We start from the raw sequence: 14,840 nt of genomic DNA on the forward strand, positions 1-14,840 counted from the left end.
CTTCATTTCGATATCTGTCGAAATATCGAAATGACGTGGCCAGTCAATCCACCAAAAACCTCAATCTGCCGACATTCTCAAAGCCAGGCCGAACGCCGATCGACCGAGCGCTGGAACCCGGCGGCGAAGGATTGCATCCGCGCCTTGAGCAGGGTCTGCCGCCCTTCGCGGCTGCGGGTGAAGACCAGTTCCGACGCGCCCACGCGTTTGCGCCAGACCCGCGCGAAGATTTCCGCAGCCTCCTTCCGCCCGCCGATGGCCGAAGGAACCGCATGATAATCGACCCGTCCCAAATGGCCGAGCCACGAATGGCGCACCAGCAAATAGCGCGGGTTCTGCACCGGGCCGAGGATTTCGGAGATCGCCTCCATCAGCAGCCGCTCGGTCGCACGCGAAACCCCGGTGACGATGATGTCGCGGCGCCCATCCATCCCGGCGCGCACCTCGATATCCGCCTGCGCTGCCTCGTCATGGCTGATCTTGCCGGTGGCGGCGAGGCTCACCAGCACCATCAGCGCTACCTGATGCAGGCTCCCTTCCAATGATCCGTTGCGCCACGCCAGCCGCGCCGCCTTGAACAGGCCGGGCAGGCTGGCGACGGTGGCCGCACCGGCAATCGCCATGCCCAGCACGGCGACCCCTTCGAGCGAGGCGACGGCGCGCAGTTCGCTCGCTCCGGCCAGCCCGGCGCTTGCCCCGGCGGTCCACACCAGCGAACCGAGCGTGTCGCGCAGGCTGAGCGCACGCGGGGCATAGGTTGGCGCGGCGGCTTCGCGCACTTGCGAACGCTGCTGCCCCTGCCCCAGCGATTGCCGCCACTTGGCCGCGATGGCCGGCCTGTCCTGCGCGCGCGCCATTGTCACCCTGTTCTGATCATCGAGCGTCAGACCGGGATCGAGCGCCAGCCGCCCCAGCCCGCTTTCGATCAGGTCGCAATCGCCATTGGCGATACCTTCGAACGCGCGAAAGCGGCGCGCGACCAGCCCGATATCGGTGATCCCCGCGTCACCTGCATCCCCCAAACCGCCCCAATCGAGCGAGGTCGCCAGCGCCTCGGCAAAACCGCCGCCTTCGATATCGATGCTGGCCAGATGCCAGATGTTGGCGACCTTTTCAGGAGCCTGCGGATCGATCCGGATCGCCCGCCCGCGCATCTGGTTGGACAGCACGAAGGATGCGGTGTTGCTGGCAAGGATCAGGCTGTTGAGCGCGGGCGCGTCCCATCCCTGCCCCAGCAGCGATTGCGTCCCCACCAGAATGCGGATCGCCCCGCGCATGAACAGCGCCGTCACCAGCCGGGTGAGATCGGCACCGCTGCCGCCTGCCGCCAACGACAGCTTCAGATGATCGGGACAGGCGGCCATCTTCTCTTCGCGAAAGGCGGCGCGGGGCAGGCCGAGTTCGGTCAGAACCGGCTCAATCCCCTGCATCGCCGATCGCGGCACGATCACCAGACTGCCCGTCAGCATCGCGAGGTGATCAGCGGCCACTCCGGCGCGGCGCAGGCTTTCGAAAATCGTCACCACGCCCAGCTTCGCCGGTTTGAACGGGTCGCTGGCGCGGCGCGGCAATTCGCCTGCGCGAATGTGATCGGACAGCACCACCATGCGCAAGGCTTCGCCCAGCGCGGCCTGTTCCGCTGCGGCAATGGCGCGGATGCTGTCGATCTTGCCGAGGCTGGAGGCGAGCAGGCGGAAGACCGAGCGCGTATGGCGCAGCCGCACCCTTTCGCCTTCGATCAGGCCGTGGCGGTGCAGCCGGTTCTGCAAGGCCTCGCGTCGCTCCGCGCCAATGTCGAACACCGCCTTGTGCCGGAACACCAGCCCGTCGAGCAGCCGTTCAAGCCAGAACAGCGATGGCAGCGGAAGGTCGCGCGGGCGTACGCCCAGCAGATCGAGCGGCCCGCGCGGCAATTCGCGCCCGGTCGAACCGATCAGCACCAGCGCCGCCGACAGCATCTCGGGCGCGTCGAGGATCGGCTCGATATGATCCTGCGGCGCGACCAGCCACGGATGCGCTGCCAACCAGTCGAGCAGTTCCGTATCGGCGCGCAAGTCCTCCTGCAGTTTCGCAATCGCCCTGCGGCGACGGTCCAGCAGCGCCAGCGCCTCCTCGGTCGGTTCGGACAGGATGACGTGATCCTGATGCGGGCACAGATCGCCGTTGCGCACCAGTTCGGGGATGCCGATTTCCAGATCGATCGGGCCGCACAGCCGTTCGTAACGGTTCCATTCGGCAAGGCTCGCATCATACGGCGGGGTTGCCGTCAGCGCGACAATGCGCACGTCCTCAAGCTCGTTCGCCAGCCGGTCGAGGCAGTCCCACCATGCCTTGCGCAAATGGTGCGCTTCATCGAGCACCAACGTCACCGGCCCGCGTCCGTTCAACGCCGCGATGATCTGCGTCAGTTCGTCCGCCCGGCGAAAGCTGTCGAGCGATTGATAGGTGGCGAGCGTCATCATCGCAGGATCGGCAATGCTGCGCGAAATCTCGTCCTCGCCCGGCATTTCGGGCAGGAACAGCAGGACAAGCCGCTGCGCCCACTGGTCGCGGATCGCGAGGCTGGGCGCGAACACCAGCGCAGGTCGGCCGAGGCGGCTGACAATCTCAAGCCCCAGCACCGTCTTGCCCGCGCCCGGCGCGGCGACGACATGCAGGCGCTGATCGCCCAGATGGTTTTCCATCTCTTCAAGGACATGCGCCTGATAATCACGCCAGATCCCTGAGAATTGCATCCGCTCAAACATCCTCGCCTGACTAGGGCCGTTTGCCGCAGGGACAAAGCGCAAGCTGCGCGAATGGCACATATGATCCACCACCATGCGCGCCAATCCGGTTGCAAACGAAACCACTTCGCGATAGTCGATCAGCATTGCATGGCCGAGGGGAGAGGCGCTTCTGCGGAGGTTAGAAGCGGGTGCCCTTTCGGGCTTCCAATCGGCTCCTGCCTTCCTGGGAGCGCCAATCATGGAAGGACATGCCGTCATGACGGACATCCCTGTAGACGCAACCGACACCCCCACCCCGCGCCGCAAGCCAAAGCCGGAGCGCACCGAAATCGGTGGCCGCCCGCTCAAGCCGTCGACGCTGATGATGGGCCACGGGTATGATCCGGCGCTGTCCGAAGGATCGCTGAAAGCGCCAATCTTCCTTACCTCCACCTTCGCATTCGAAAGCGCGGCGGCGGGCAAGCGCCATTTCGAAGGGATCACCGGCAAACGCGAAGGCGGGGCGGAAGGCCTCGTCTATTCCCGCTTCAACGGGCCGAATCAGGAGATCCTCGAAGATCGTCTCGCCATCTGGGACGGGGCCGAAGACGCGCTGACCTTCAGCAGCGGCATGACCGCGATCTGCATCCTGATGATGGCCTATGTCAGCCAGGGCGACGTGATCGTGCACTCCGGCCCGCTTTACGCCGCGTCCGAAGGCTTCGTTGCCAAGGTGCTGTCGAAATTCGGCGTCACCTATGTCGATTTCCCCGCAGGCGCGACCCGCGAGGAACTGGACGAGGTGCTGAAACGCGCCAAGAAACAGGCAGGCGAAAACGGTGGCAAGGTGGCGATGATCTACCTCGAAAGCCCCGGCAACCCCACCAATGCGCTGGTCGATGTGGAGGCGGTGAAGGAAGCGCGCGACGCGAACCTCGGTAAACCTTGCCCCATTGCTATCGACAACACATTCCTCGGCCCGCTGTGGCAGCGCCCGCTGGAACACGGCGCGGATATCGTCGCCTATTCGCTGACGAAATATGTCGGCGGCCATTCCGATCTGGTCGCGGGCAGCATTGCCGGTGCAAAGAAGTGGATGGACCCGGTCCGTGCCCTGCGCAACACCATGGGCGGCATCGTCGATCCCAACACCGCGTGGATGCTGTTGCGCAGCCTCGAAACGGTCGAACTGCGGATGCAACGCGCGGGCGAGAACGCGGCCAAGGTCTGCGCTTTCCTCAAAGCTCATCCCAAGGTGACGGGCCTCGGCTATCTCGGCGACATTCAGGATGCGCGGCAGCAGGACATCTATGATCGCCACTGCCTTGGCGCCGGATCGACCTTCAGCGTGTTCCTGCAGGGCGGCGAGGCGGAATGTTTCCGCTTCCTCGACAATCTCCAGATCGCGAAGCTTGCCGTCAGCCTCGGCGGGACGGAAACGCTGGCGAGCCACCCGGCTTCGATGACGCACCTGTCGGTGCCTGACGAACGCAAGGCCGCGCTGGGCATCACCGACAGTCTGGTGCGGATCAGCGTGGGGATCGAAGACCCGGACGATCTGATCGCCGATTTCGCGCAGGCGCTGGAACATGTATGAGTTTTCTTCCCTCGCCTGCTAGGTCACAAGCCGCAGCGAGGGAGAAAACCATGACCGACAGCCGCAAACCCGTTTTTCTGGTGATTGGTGCAGGCGCCGGGATCGGCGGCAGCACCGCGATCCGCTTTGCCCGTGGCGGCTATCACGCGGTGCTGGCGCGGCGATCGGACGAGGCAAGCCTTGCCCGGCTGATCGACACGATCGAAAGCGAAGGCGGCAGCGCGTCCGGCATACTGCTCAATGCGACGGAAGACGGCGCGATCGAGGAACTGGTCGAACGGGTCGAGCGCGACATCGGCCCGATCGAATGCGCGCTCTACAATCTCGGCGCGCAGATCGGGAACCGCAAGCTGCACGATACCCCGCACAAGACGTTCGAACTGGGCTGGCGGCTGGGCTGCTACGGCGTGTTCCGTCTGGCCCATGCGATGTTCCCGGCGATGGTGGAGCGCGCCAAGACCGGGCGGCACGGCACGCTGCTGGTCACTTCGGCGACATCGGCGGTGCGCGGCAATGCCGGGCAGCACAGCCACGCGGCGGCCATGGGTGGACGGCGGATGCTGTGCCAGACCCTCAATGCCGAATTCGGACCGCAGGGCATCCATGTGGCGCATATCGTGGTGGATGGCGCGGTCGATGCGCCCGATACTCTGGGCAAGCTGCTGGGCGACAAATTCGACGCGTTCAAATCGGCCAAGGGGCCGGAAGGCGTATCCGATCCTGCAGCGATTGCCGAAACCTACTGGCACCTCGCGCAGCAACCGCGCAATTGCTGGACACACGAAGTCGACATCCGCCCGTGGACCGATGTCGCGTGGTGGAACGACAATCCGAATCCGGAAATCGACGCAACCCCCGGTGGCAAGGGGTTCGCCGGGCCTAAGCGGTAAGCCTGCCCACCAGCGCCCGCAGTTCGGCGTCCAGTTCGGCATTGGTCAGACGGCCCGCTTCGCTGTCGAAATTCTCGCCGAAGCTGGGGACGGACATATGCCCCACCACTGCGCCGCCGAAACGCGGCATGGCGCCCGCGGCAAATTCGAGCACGCCCTTCCCTCCGCGTCCGCCGGGTGAAGTGGCGAGCAGCAGCATCCTTTTGCCCTGCCACACCTCGCGCCCGACACGGCTGCACCAGTCGAACAGGTTCTTGAACGCGGCGGTGTAGATGCCGTTGTGTTCGGCAAAGGAGATGATGATCGCATCGACCGCACCGACCCGTGCAAGGAAATCATGCGCCAGTTGCGGGATGCCGTCGGCTTCCTCGCGATCGGCGCGGTAGAGCGGCATTTCGTAATCGTGGATGTCGAGCGTTTCGACCTCGGCACCATCTGCCAGCGAGGCGGCGTATTCGACCAAGCGGCGATTGATCGAGGTGGAGGAATTGCTGGCGGAAAAGGCGAGTATGCGCATCAGGTTCAACCTTTCCACTCGCGCCGCTCTTCGGCCATGCGCAGCACTTCATAGGCGAGTTGCAGTTTCTGGAATTCGGCTGCGGCTTCGGCATCGCCGGGTTTCACATCCGGGTGCACTTCCTTGGCCTTGGCGCGGTAGGCTTTCTTTATCGCGGTGAAATCGGCGTCCGCTTCGAGTTCGAGCAGTTCGAGCGCGCGCATTTCATCGGCGCTGCGCGATCCGTCGCCCGAACCCGCCCAGCCGTAATGCGATGCTTCGGCATAGCCTTCGGATTGCTGCCGTTCGGCGCGGGCGCGTTCTTCCTTCTCGGCCTTGTCCAGCCCTTCGAAATAATCCCACTTGGAATTGTATTCGGCGGCGTGGCGTTGGCAGAAATACCAGCGGTCGGGGCTGTTGGGCGCCTTGGGCGCGGGGCAATCGCCCGGCTCGTCACAGCCGTGACGGTCGCAGATGCGCACATTGGTCGCCTCGCGCGAGGAACCGTAGCCGCGCCAGCGGGGAAACCCCCAATCGTTCGATCGGGTCGCCTTAGGCATGGCGCAGGCCGGTGCGGGAAATGTCGTTGGTCGGATCAATCACGCGGTCAATCTAGGGGCAGTGGCAAGGAATGGGAAGGTGTCGCAGAGGTATGGGAACCAGTTGCGATCTGAAATGTTGCATTGCAGTACACTTACTGCGACAACCACTTAGAAAGCCCGCCAAGGACCGTCATGAGCCAGCAATTGACCATTTCCAGCCTGTTTTCAGCCTTCGCGCTGGTGATGCTGGTGCTGTTCGCCCGCGCTGGCGAAATGGTTGACGCGCGCGGGGCCGATGCGTCGCTGGTGCAGGTCGAAACGGCCTATTCGGTCGACGCCTGAAGGTTTCGCGCCCGATCCCGTTTGACGGAACCGGGCGCGAAAGCATTCGCAATCAGTTGATGATCACGCTCGCCGCACGACGGTTTTGCGCCCATGCGGTTTCGTTCGAAGCCAGCGCAACCGGCCGCTCCTTGCCATAGCTGACGGTGCGGATGCGATCCGGCGACACGCCAAGGCTGACGAGATAGTTTTTCGCCGAATTGGCGCGCCGTTCACCCAGCGCAAGGTTGTATTCGCGCGTGCCGCGTTCGTCGGCATGGCCTTCGATGGTGAAGGTCAGCTGCGGGAAGCGCGCGAAATACTGCGCCTGCGCTTGCAGCGCGGCTGCATCGGTGCTGTCGATGTTAAACCGATCTGTGTCGAAATAGATCGTGGTGGATGATCCCACGGCCTGTTCGAAATGCGCCTGCGTGCCGACTGTCGGCCCCATAGGGGTGGTGTTGGTCGTGGGCGTCGGGGTCGGTGCGGGCGTCGTCACCGGAGCGGGGGGAAGCTCCTCTGGCGCCTTTTTCGAACACGCACCCAGCGCAAGCGCGGAGGTGAGGATGGCGGCTGCCGCCATTTTCGACGGGGAGAAAGTCATGGTTGGTACTCTCCGAATTATGCCGGGCGAGATTCGCTCCGGCGGTTGAAACCTAGCACGAAAATCAGGGGCGGATAGGGCCCCAGGCGGGGTCTGACGCGTCCACCGGCGTCGGCAGTCTCCTCTCGTTGCGACCGGTCAGGTCGACTTGCCACAGGCCGGACCGCCCGGAATTCCGCTCGGTCCGGAAAAACTGGATGATGCGGCCGTTGGGCGCCCAGGTCGGGGCTTCGTCCTGCCAGCCGTTGGTCAGCACACGCATCGAACCGCCCGAAGGCGTCATCACCGCGACGTTGAAGTCCCCGGCAATGCGGGTGAAGGCGATCTGGTCCCCGCGCGGGCTCCATTCCGGCGTGGCGCAGCGCCCGCCGAAGAAGGTGATGCGGCGCTGGTTCGATCCGTCAGCATCCATGACATAGCATTGCTGCGTGCCCGAACGGTCGCTTTCGAACACGATCTTGCTGCCGTCGGGGGAGTATGACCCGCCGATGTCGATCCCCGGCGTATCGGTCAGCCGCACGCTTGCCCCGCCCGTCACCGGCACACGGTAAATGTCGGTGTTGCCCGCCACCGCCATCGAATAGAGGATGTAGCGGCCATCGGGCGACCAGCGCGGGGCGAGCGTCGGGTTCTGGTTTTCCGTCACCAAAGTCTGGCTGCCGCTGCCGATGTCATAGACATAGATGCGCGGATTGCCGTCGACATAGGAGAGGTAGAGGATCTTCGAATAATCGGGCGAATAACGCGGGGTGAGCGCGGTGGCGCTGCCCAGCGTCAAGAAGCGGTGGTTCGCCCCGTCGCTGTCCATCACCGCCAGCCGCTTGACCCGGCGATCCTTCGGGCCGGTTTCGGCGATATAGGCGATGCGGCTGTCAAAGAACGGGTCTTCGCCGGTCAGACGAGCGTAGATCAGGTCCGAACATTTGTGCGCCGCGCGCCGCCAGTCTGCCGGGCGCACGACCCAGCCTTCGCGGATCAATTCGTCCTGCAGCGCGACATCGTAAAGATAGCATCCCACCACCAGCCGATCATCACTGCGGGCGCGGACATATCCGTGGACGAGCATTTCCGCGCCGCGCCCGGTCCAGCTGCCCCAGCTTGGCGCGGTGACTTGCGGGAAACCGGGTGTCGGCAGGCTGTCCGGCCCGGTCGGCTTGAACAGGCCGTTGTTCTGAAGATTGGCGGTGATCACCCGCGCGATCTCGCGCCCCAGCGCGGCGGTGCCATTGGCGTTCGCAGGCGTGGGCGCATCGCGATCGGTGGCAAAGGCGGGGATGGCAATGCCCAGATCCTGCCAATCGCTGGTGTCGGTGGTGGAGCCGGTCAGCCCGCCCGCATCTTCCTGCGCTGTGGCCGCGCCAAAGGCGGTTTCGACCTCTCCGCCCTCGCCCACGGGATCACCCAGATCGGTGCTCTGCGCAGAGAGCGGCGCGGCAAGGAGAAGCGCGGTTACAGCGATAAAGTGTTTTCTCATCATAGCCTTCTATCAAATCTCCAGGCGGTGATATTCTTCCACGCCTCGTAATACTCATCGGGCAGATCGAACGGCGCTGCCTGCCGCACGGCGCGAACGGCGCGCTCGCAATGCAAGGGCGCTTGCGGCCGGTTGGACGCGGTGATGCTGTCCGGGATCGTGCGGCAAGTCGGCGATCCCTTGAGCGATCCGTCCTCATTCATCTGCCATGATACCACGGAAACCAGCTGTTCCGCATCCACGCCGATCGGCGCGGACCAGTGCGGCTGCAATTGCCGGTTGATCGCCTGCTGCAACGAAGCGCGCGCGCTTGCGCCGATCTGGCTGGCGGGAACGCGGGTTTCGTCGGTGTTGGTCGATGCGCCCTGCCCTTCGAGGAAATTGTTGCCGATCCGGCTGCCGCCTGCAGGTGCGGAATTGCGCGGCGGCGGGGTCGAGCGCGCTTCCTCCGGGCGGCGGCGGGTGCGCGTATCAGGCGGCGGCGGGGTGGTGCGTTGCTGTGTGCGGGGCTGCGTGCGCGTAGGGGGCGGGGGCGGCGGGGTGCGTGCCTCGGGCTGGCGCACGGGCGGCGCTTCCTCCACCGGCGGCGCGGGCTCCTCTGCCAGCGTCGGCGCAATCGCCGCCCGGCTTTCGGCCACAGGATCAGGCGCGGTCGATTCGAGGCTCACCTCGGTCGCGAGGCTCACCGTCATCCGTTCAGGCGTCAGGATGCGCGGCGTCGCAAAGGCGAATTGCAGCGCCAGCGCCGCGACCACAAGCGCATGCAGCACCACAGCCCCGGCAAGGCCGATGCGATCCTCTGGATGAAAGGCGGCTTCTCCCATTACAGCCACTCGCTATGGCGGAGTAACTGAACCGTCGGTGACCAGCGAGATGGAAGTGAAGCCTGCGCGGCCCAATTCTCCCATCACCGCCATCACCCTGCCATAGTCGAGACTGCGATCACCGCGCAGCACCACCGTGGGCAATTCGCCCGATCCGGTGCGATTGATCGCCGCCAGCGCCTCTGGCAGCGCGCCCGCCGCGATCCTTTCGTTCTCGACATAGACGCGGCCTTCGCCATCGATGCTGATCGTCACCTGCGTCGGCGTTTCCTCGACGGCATTGGCGCGGCTTTCGGGCAGTTCGATCGGCACGCCGACAGCCGGCAGAGTCACCGTCACCATGAAGATGATCAGCAGCACCAGCATCACGTCCACCAGCGGAGTGACGTTGATTTCCGCCATCGCCGCCCTCCGCGAACGCTTGCCACGGCGGGAGGAGGATGAAACCCCCATCCCCATTACACGCGATCCAGTTCGCGGCTGAGGCCCGCGTGCACCTTGTCGGCGAAGCGTTGCAGGCGCGCTTCGTACTGGTTCACCGAATTGGAAAACCGGTTGTAGGCGATCACCGCCGGAATGGCCGCGAACAGGCCGATTGCGGTGGCAAACAGCGCCTCGGCAATGCCCGGTGCGACCACGGCGAGCGATGCGCTCTGCTGCGCGCCGATCTGGAAGAAACTATTCATGATGCCCCACACCGTGCCGAACAGGCCGACAAACGGCGCGACCGATCCGGTGGTGGCAAGGAAGTTCAGCTTGTTCGCCAGATCATCCGCCTCTGCCGCGACCTGGCTTTCCATCGCCGCGCCGATGCGCTGGCGGGTGGCGTCGCGATCCACCGGCGTGGCCCGTGTCGAACGCTTCCATTCGTCCAGCCCCGCCCCCGCGACCCGCGCCGAAGGCACTTCGCCGCGCATCTTCTTGCTCAGCGCGGCTTCGCGATCCTTGGTGTCCCAGAAATTCGCCTCGTAATCGCGCGACTTGCGGTTCAATCCGCCGATCCGCAGCGTGAAAGAGATGATGATCGCCCAGGTCCAGATGCTGGCGAGGATCAGCCCCACCATCACCGCCTGCACGATGATATCGGCCTGAAGAAACAGTTCGATCGGATCGAGCCGCGTCGGGCCAGCCACCGGGGCCGCCACGCCTGCCGCTGCACTCATCAGGTCAATGGGCACTCTTATTTGTCCTCTCTGTCCATGAATTGCCGAAACGCCGCGCGCCACTGAGCAGGCTGGCGCCGGGGGCGGCCTTCGAGCGAGATGAAACCCACGCGCAAGCTGGCCTCGCACAGTTCCTGATCGCCCCGGCGCGCAATCTGGTGCATCCGGCAACTAGCCGCGCCCAGTTCGGTGCAGGTCGTTTCTATAACCACGTCGTCGTCCAATCTCGCCGGGCGGATGTATCGGAGGTGAATTTCCGACACCGCATAGGCCCCGTCGCCCGCCTCGATGGCGGCGCGCTGGTCTATCTCCAGCATCCGCAACAGGTCTGATCGCGCGCGTTCGAACCAGCGCAGGTAATTGGCGTGATAGGTGATCCCCGAAAGATCGGTGTCCTCGTAATAGACCCGCACGCCGTACAGGTGGCGCGGGCCATCAAAGATGCCGCCGGGAAGAGGAGGAAGTACGACCATGTGTCCGGCGCGGCATTAGCGCAGCGAAGAGTCGCGCGGCAAGTATGAGTTTTTATGCCCGGCGCATAACCCGCCTATTGGGTGCCGAGCCGTGCCTAGCGAGCGATCATCCGCCCCAATGGCTGACCGCCGAACACATGCACATGCAGATGCGGCACTTCCTGTCCGCCATGCGCGCCGATATTGGCGAGCAGGCGGTATCCCGGCTCCACCAGGCCCTTCATCCGGGCCACTTCGCCCACGGCACGGATGAAGCCGCCGATTTCTGCATCCGATGCCTTCGCGCTGAAATCGTCCCAGCTGACATAGCGCCCCTTGGGGATCACCAGCGTGTGAATTTCTGCCTGCGGGTTGATGTCTTCGAAGGCGAAGGCCCAGTCATCCTCATACACCTTGTTGCAGGGAATTTCCCCGCGCAGGATTTTCGCGAAGATGTTGTTGTCATCATAGGGCAGCGTCGGGTCGATGGGCATCGTCAGTCTTTCCTGTTCGCTTTTTCCTCAAGGCCGGAAAGCCCCTCGCGCCGGTCAAGCTCGGCCAGCACGTGGTCGAGGCTGACGCCTTTTGCGTTCAACAGCACCAGCAGGTGAAACAGCAGGTCGGCGCTTTCGCTCACCAGTTCCTCGTTAGAGCCGGAAACGGCGGCGATCACGGCTTCGGTCGCTTCCTCGCCCAGCTTCTGCGCGATCTTGGGCAGGCCTTTCGCATTCAGTTTCGCGACGTAGGATTCTTCCGGAGAAGCGGCGCGGCGCGCGGCGATGGTCTGTTCGAGGCGGGATAGGGTGTTCATGCGGGCGCTTCTCTCTCAAACACCGCGCGCGGGCAAGCCTGCTTCTCGGAGCGCCTTGTGCGCCTCGCTGATCGAGTGGGTGCCGAAATGGAAGATCGATGCGGCCAGCACCGCGCTCGCCTTGCCCTTTGTCACCCCTTCGACAAGGTGATCGAGCGTGCCGACCCCGCCGCTGGCGATGACAGGCACGCTGACGCTGTCGGCGATGGTGGCGGTGAGATCGAGGTCATAGCCGCGCTGCGTGCCGTCGCCATCCATGCTCGTCACCAGCAACTCGCCCGCGCCCAGCTCCGCCACCTTCACCGCATATTCGACTGCGTCGATACCGGTGGGCTTGCGCCCGCCGTGGGTGAAGATTTCCCAGTTTCCGCGCGGTGTGCGCCGGGCATCGACACTGGCGACGACGCATTGGCTGCCGAATTTGGCGGCGATTTCCTCGACCAGTTCGGGCCGCGCCACGGCAGCGGAATTGATCGCGACCTTGTCCGCACCCGCGAGCAACAGCGCGCGGGCATCCTCGACACTGCGCACCCCGCCACCCACGGTCAGCGGCATGAAGCACACTTCCGCCGTGCGCCGGACAATATCAAGCAGCGTCCCGCGCCCTTCGTGGCTGGCGGAGATATCGAGAAAGCACAACTCATCCGCCCCCGCCTCGTCATAGGCGCGCGCCTGTTCGACCGGATCGCCGGCATCCTTGAGATCGACGAAGTTGACGCCCTTGACCACGCGCCCATCGGCAACGTCGAGACAGGGGATGACACGGATGCGGACGGTCATTTGGGCCACCCCTTACGGATTGCCTCGACACCGCCACCCTTGTGAATCCGGCGAAGGGCACCTGCGAAGATCATTGAAATCATCAACCAACCGGGCACTTTGTCCATCCAGAACCCGATCACCCCACAACCGCAGATGACAAAAACGATCAAATCCTCGTGACGACGCAAACTCATCCCCGCGCCCCCATCTGGATTGCCGCCGCCAGGTCCAGCTTGCCCTCGTACAGCGCGCGGCCTGTGATCACGCCTTCGATCCCCTCATGCGCGTGGATCGACAGGACGTGGATGTCGGACAGGCCCTTTACTCCGCCGCTGGCGATCACCGGAATGTCCACCCGCCGCGCCAAGTCCACCGTAGCGTCGATGTTCACGCCTTTGAGCAGCCCGTCGCGGCCGATATCGGTGAACAGCAGCGCGGCGACGCCTGCGTCCTCGAAACGGCGTGCCAAGTCCACGACGGGCACGTCGGACACTTCGGCCCAGCCTTCGGTCGCGACCATGCCGTCCTTCGCGTCCACCGCGACGACGATGCCGCCTTCCCATTCGCGGGCCATTTCCTTGACGAAGTCCGGGTTCTTGAGCGCCGCGGAGCCCATCACCACCCGCGCCACGCCCATGTTGAACCAGCCTTCCACCGCCGCTGCATCGCGGATGCCGCCTCCCAGCTGGACGTAGCCGGGGAATGCTTCGATGATCGCCTGCACCGCTTGCGCGTTGCGGCCCTCGCCGGCGAAGCTGCCGTCGAGATCGACGACGTGCAGATGCTCGGCCCCGGCCTCGGCAAAAAGCATGGCCTGAGCCGCCGGGTTGTCCCCGTAAACGGTCGCGCGATCCATGTCGCCTTCGGCCAGCCGCACGACTTCGCCGCCTTTGAGGTCGATGGCAGGAAATACGATCAAGGCTTCCACTCCAGAAAACGGGTGAGCGTCGCGAGGCCATAGGCCTGACTTTTCTCAGGGTGATATTGCACCCCGCAGATATTGCCGCGTGATACCGCGGCGACAAGGCCTTCGCCGTGATCGGTCAACGCGGCGACGTGATGCGGGTCTTCGGCGACGAAGTGGTAGGAATGGAGGAAATAGGCCTCGCCTTCCTCGATCACGTCATGGCCGCGCGCGTGCGGCATAACGGCGACATCGTTCCAGCCCATGTGCGGCACCTTGATCGCGGGATCATGCGGGGTGATCAGCCGCACCTCGCCCGGAATCCAGCCGAGCCCCTTGTGGCTGCCGAATTCGAGCCCGCGGGTGGCGAGCAATTGCATGCCCACGCAAATGCCAAGGAACGGCGCGCCGCCGTGATAGACGCGCTCCGTCAGCGCCTCGACCATTCCGGGGACCGCATTGAGGCCATCCGCGCAAGCCTTGAACGCCCCCACGCCCGGCAGCACGATCCGGTCCGCCGCGCGCACCACATCGGCATCGGCGGTAACGACGACATCCGCCCCAACCGCCTTCAGCGCGTTGTGCACCGAATGGAGATTGCCCGCGCCGTAATCCACGAGGGCGACGATTTCAGCCACCGAGTTGCCCCTTGGTGCTGGGGATCGCGCTGCCCTTGCGCGGGTCGCGTTCGACCGCGATCCGCATTGCGCGGGCAAAGCCTTTGTAGATGCTTTCGCAGATGTGGTGGTTGTTGGTGCCGTACAGCAGCTCGATATGCAGCGTCAGCCCGGCGCTCTGCGCGACGGAATGGAACCAGTGCTCGATCAGCTCGGTATCCCATTCGCCCAGCTTTTCCTGGGTGAAGCCCGCTTTCCACACCAGATAGGGCCGCCCCGAAATGTCGAGCGCGACGCGGCTAAGCGTTTCGTCCATCGGCGAATAGGCCGCGCCATATCGCCCGATCCCGGCCTTGTCGCCCAGCGCATCCGCAATCGCCTGACCCAGCGCAATCGCCGAATCCTCTGTCGTGTGGTGTTGATCCACATGCAGATCGCCATCGACCTTCATCGTCACGTCGATCAGCGAATGCTTGGAAAACTGTTCGACCATGTGATCGAGAAAGCCGATCCCGGTCGAAATGTCATAGGTGCCCGTGCCGTCCAGATTCACGCTGATCGCGATCCCGGTTTCGGCGGTGTTGCGGCTGATCGTGCCCGTGCGGGGGCTGCTTGCGGAGAGGTCTGTCATGGCTGCGGCTATAAGCGCCCGTGTGCACGGTGCAAGCACCTGCG

At 64.4% G+C, this 14,840-nt stretch carries 19 protein-coding genes; 3 read left to right on the forward strand and 16 right to left on the reverse strand.

All coding sequences use genetic code 11. The features are described 5' to 3' along the window. Window positions 1-77: 77 nt before the first annotated feature. The gene (locus L1K66_RS15435) at window positions 78-2,873 is read right to left on the reverse strand and encodes a DEAD/DEAH box helicase family protein (protein WP_252258670.1); all 2,796 of its coding nucleotides are present in this window, start codon (window positions 2,871-2,873) and stop codon (window positions 78-80) included. Between the two features lie 112 nt (window positions 2,874-2,985). On the opposite strand from L1K66_RS15435, the gene L1K66_RS15440 reads away from it, so the two are divergent. Then, the gene (locus tag L1K66_RS15440; RefSeq protein ID WP_252260530.1) at window positions 2,986-4,305 is read left to right on the forward strand and encodes a cystathionine gamma-synthase family protein; all 1,320 of its coding nucleotides are present in this window, start codon (window positions 2,986-2,988) and stop codon (window positions 4,303-4,305) included. A gap of 50 nt (window positions 4,306-4,355) precedes the next feature. Then, window positions 4,356-5,195 carry an SDR family NAD(P)-dependent oxidoreductase gene (locus tag L1K66_RS15445; protein ID WP_252258672.1) on the forward strand — a complete coding sequence of 280 codons (840 nt, stop codon included), beginning with the start codon at window positions 4,356-4,358 and terminating at the stop codon, window positions 5,193-5,195. Here L1K66_RS15445 and L1K66_RS15450 read toward each other — a convergent pair. Together L1K66_RS15450 and L1K66_RS15455 are read right to left on the reverse strand one after the other, a co-directional pair. Further along, on the reverse strand, window positions 5,185-5,730 hold the full coding sequence (locus L1K66_RS15450) for an NADPH-dependent FMN reductase (RefSeq protein WP_252258673.1): 546 nt from the start codon (window positions 5,728-5,730) through the stop codon (window positions 5,185-5,187). The two genes, L1K66_RS15445 and L1K66_RS15450, sit on opposite strands and share 11 nt — an antisense overlap. Then, window positions 5,718-6,251 (reverse strand): J domain-containing protein, encoded by a 534-nt coding sequence (locus L1K66_RS15455; protein ID WP_034955327.1) that lies wholly within the window; start codon window positions 6,249-6,251, stop codon window positions 5,718-5,720. The genes L1K66_RS15450 and L1K66_RS15455 overlap by 13 nt, the downstream gene beginning before the upstream one ends. Window positions 6,252-6,425: 174 nt before the next feature. Between L1K66_RS15455 and L1K66_RS15460 the strand changes: the two genes are divergently transcribed. Beyond that, entirely contained in the window at window positions 6,426-6,575 is a 150-nt protein-coding gene (locus L1K66_RS15460; RefSeq protein ID WP_252258674.1) for a hypothetical protein, read from the forward strand. A gap of 52 nt (window positions 6,576-6,627) precedes the next feature. Here the strand turns inward: L1K66_RS15460 and pal are convergent, their stop codons facing one another. The 13 genes from pal to hisB form a co-directional block, all read right to left on the reverse strand. Further along, a complete protein-coding gene (gene pal / locus L1K66_RS15465; RefSeq protein ID WP_252258675.1) occupies window positions 6,628-7,158 on the reverse strand; it encodes a peptidoglycan-associated lipoprotein Pal in 531 nt (176 codons plus the stop codon). A gap of 64 nt (window positions 7,159-7,222) precedes the next feature. Then, window positions 7,223-8,635 carry a Tol-Pal system beta propeller repeat protein TolB gene (gene tolB / locus L1K66_RS15470; protein WP_034955330.1) on the reverse strand — a complete coding sequence of 471 codons (1,413 nt, stop codon included), beginning with the start codon at window positions 8,633-8,635 and terminating at the stop codon, window positions 7,223-7,225. Further along, window positions 8,632-9,456 (reverse strand): energy transducer TonB, encoded by an 825-nt coding sequence (locus tag L1K66_RS15475; protein ID WP_252258677.1) that lies wholly within the window; start codon window positions 9,454-9,456, stop codon window positions 8,632-8,634. The genes tolB and L1K66_RS15475 overlap by 4 nt, the downstream gene beginning before the upstream one ends. 12 nt (window positions 9,457-9,468) lie before the next feature. After that, on the reverse strand, window positions 9,469-9,915 hold the full coding sequence (locus tag L1K66_RS15480) for an ExbD/TolR family protein (RefSeq protein ID WP_252258678.1): 447 nt from the start codon (window positions 9,913-9,915) through the stop codon (window positions 9,469-9,471). Beyond that, window positions 9,915-10,634 (reverse strand): protein TolQ, encoded by a 720-nt coding sequence (gene tolQ / locus L1K66_RS15485; RefSeq protein ID WP_252258680.1) that lies wholly within the window; start codon window positions 10,632-10,634, stop codon window positions 9,915-9,917. The genes L1K66_RS15480 and tolQ overlap by 1 nt, the downstream gene beginning before the upstream one ends. 2 nt (window positions 10,635-10,636) lie before the next feature. Further along, entirely contained in the window at window positions 10,637-11,092 is a 456-nt protein-coding gene (locus L1K66_RS15490) for a YbgC/FadM family acyl-CoA thioesterase (protein ID WP_252258681.1), read from the reverse strand. 95 nt (window positions 11,093-11,187) lie between these two features. Next, a complete protein-coding gene (locus L1K66_RS15495) occupies window positions 11,188-11,565 on the reverse strand; it encodes a histidine triad nucleotide-binding protein (protein WP_034955334.1) in 378 nt (125 codons plus the stop codon). 2 nt (window positions 11,566-11,567) lie between these two features. Continuing rightward, complete coding sequence (locus L1K66_RS15500; RefSeq protein WP_034955335.1) at window positions 11,568-11,882, reverse strand: phosphoribosyl-ATP diphosphatase; 315 nt, start codon at window positions 11,880-11,882, stop codon at window positions 11,568-11,570. 15 nt (window positions 11,883-11,897) lie between these two features. Then, entirely contained in the window at window positions 11,898-12,662 is a 765-nt protein-coding gene (hisF, locus tag L1K66_RS15505; RefSeq protein ID WP_252258683.1) for an imidazole glycerol phosphate synthase subunit HisF, read from the reverse strand. Further along, complete coding sequence (locus L1K66_RS15510) at window positions 12,659-12,838, reverse strand: hypothetical protein (RefSeq protein ID WP_252258685.1); 180 nt, start codon at window positions 12,836-12,838, stop codon at window positions 12,659-12,661. Before L1K66_RS15510 ends, hisF begins: the two co-directional genes overlap by 4 nt. After that, window positions 12,835-13,563 carry a 1-(5-phosphoribosyl)-5-[(5-phosphoribosylamino)methylideneamino]imidazole-4-carboxamide isomerase gene (gene hisA, locus L1K66_RS15515; RefSeq protein ID WP_252258686.1) on the reverse strand — a complete coding sequence of 243 codons (729 nt, stop codon included), beginning with the start codon at window positions 13,561-13,563 and terminating at the stop codon, window positions 12,835-12,837. Before hisA ends, L1K66_RS15510 begins: the two co-directional genes overlap by 4 nt. Then, a complete protein-coding gene (gene hisH, locus L1K66_RS15520; RefSeq protein WP_252258687.1) occupies window positions 13,560-14,186 on the reverse strand; it encodes an imidazole glycerol phosphate synthase subunit HisH in 627 nt (208 codons plus the stop codon). The genes hisA and hisH overlap by 4 nt, the downstream gene beginning before the upstream one ends. Continuing rightward, window positions 14,179-14,796, reverse strand: coding sequence for an imidazoleglycerol-phosphate dehydratase HisB (hisB, locus tag L1K66_RS15525; protein WP_252258689.1), 618 nt, complete (start codon window positions 14,794-14,796; stop codon window positions 14,179-14,181). Before hisB ends, hisH begins: the two co-directional genes overlap by 8 nt. Between the last annotated feature and the right edge of the window lie 44 nt (window positions 14,797-14,840).

Origin of the sequence: Erythrobacter aurantius (genome assembly GCF_023823125.1) — a bacterium.
In the GTDB taxonomy this organism is placed as follows: Bacteria; Pseudomonadota; Alphaproteobacteria; order Sphingomonadales; family Sphingomonadaceae; genus Erythrobacter; species Erythrobacter aurantius.

Excerpts from the sequence above, each read along its gene's own strand:
- L1K66_RS15435 (WP_252258670.1), bottom strand. The coding sequence starts at position 2,873 with ATGCTGATCGACTATCGCGAAGTGGTTTCGTTTGCAACCGGATTGGCG.
- L1K66_RS15440 (WP_252260530.1), top strand. The coding sequence starts at position 2,986 with ATGACGGACATCCCTGTAGACGCAACCGACACCCCCACCCCGCGCCGC.
- L1K66_RS15445 (WP_252258672.1), top strand. The coding sequence starts at position 4,356 with ATGACCGACAGCCGCAAACCCGTTTTTCTGGTGATTGGTGCAGGCGCC.
- L1K66_RS15455 (WP_034955327.1), bottom strand. The coding sequence starts at position 6,251 with ATGCCTAAGGCGACCCGATCGAACGATTGGGGGTTTCCCCGCTGGCGC.
- L1K66_RS15460 (WP_252258674.1), top strand. The coding sequence starts at position 6,426 with ATGAGCCAGCAATTGACCATTTCCAGCCTGTTTTCAGCCTTCGCGCTG.
- pal (WP_252258675.1), bottom strand. The coding sequence starts at position 7,158 with ATGACTTTCTCCCCGTCGAAAATGGCGGCAGCCGCCATCCTCACCTCC.
- tolB (WP_034955330.1), bottom strand. The coding sequence starts at position 8,635 with ATGATGAGAAAACACTTTATCGCTGTAACCGCGCTTCTCCTTGCCGCG.
- L1K66_RS15475 (WP_252258677.1), bottom strand. The coding sequence starts at position 9,456 with ATGGGAGAAGCCGCCTTTCATCCAGAGGATCGCATCGGCCTTGCCGGG.
- L1K66_RS15480 (WP_252258678.1), bottom strand. The coding sequence starts at position 9,915 with ATGGGGATGGGGGTTTCATCCTCCTCCCGCCGTGGCAAGCGTTCGCGG.
- L1K66_RS15490 (WP_252258681.1), bottom strand. The coding sequence starts at position 11,092 with ATGGTCGTACTTCCTCCTCTTCCCGGCGGCATCTTTGATGGCCCGCGC.
- L1K66_RS15495 (WP_034955334.1), bottom strand. The coding sequence starts at position 11,565 with ATGCCCATCGACCCGACGCTGCCCTATGATGACAACAACATCTTCGCG.
- L1K66_RS15500 (WP_034955335.1), bottom strand. The coding sequence starts at position 11,882 with ATGAACACCCTATCCCGCCTCGAACAGACCATCGCCGCGCGCCGCGCC.
- hisF (WP_252258683.1), bottom strand. The coding sequence starts at position 12,662 with ATGACCGTCCGCATCCGTGTCATCCCCTGTCTCGACGTTGCCGATGGG.
- L1K66_RS15510 (WP_252258685.1), bottom strand. The coding sequence starts at position 12,838 with ATGAGTTTGCGTCGTCACGAGGATTTGATCGTTTTTGTCATCTGCGGT.
- hisB (WP_252258689.1), bottom strand. The coding sequence starts at position 14,796 with ATGACAGACCTCTCCGCAAGCAGCCCCCGCACGGGCACGATCAGCCGC.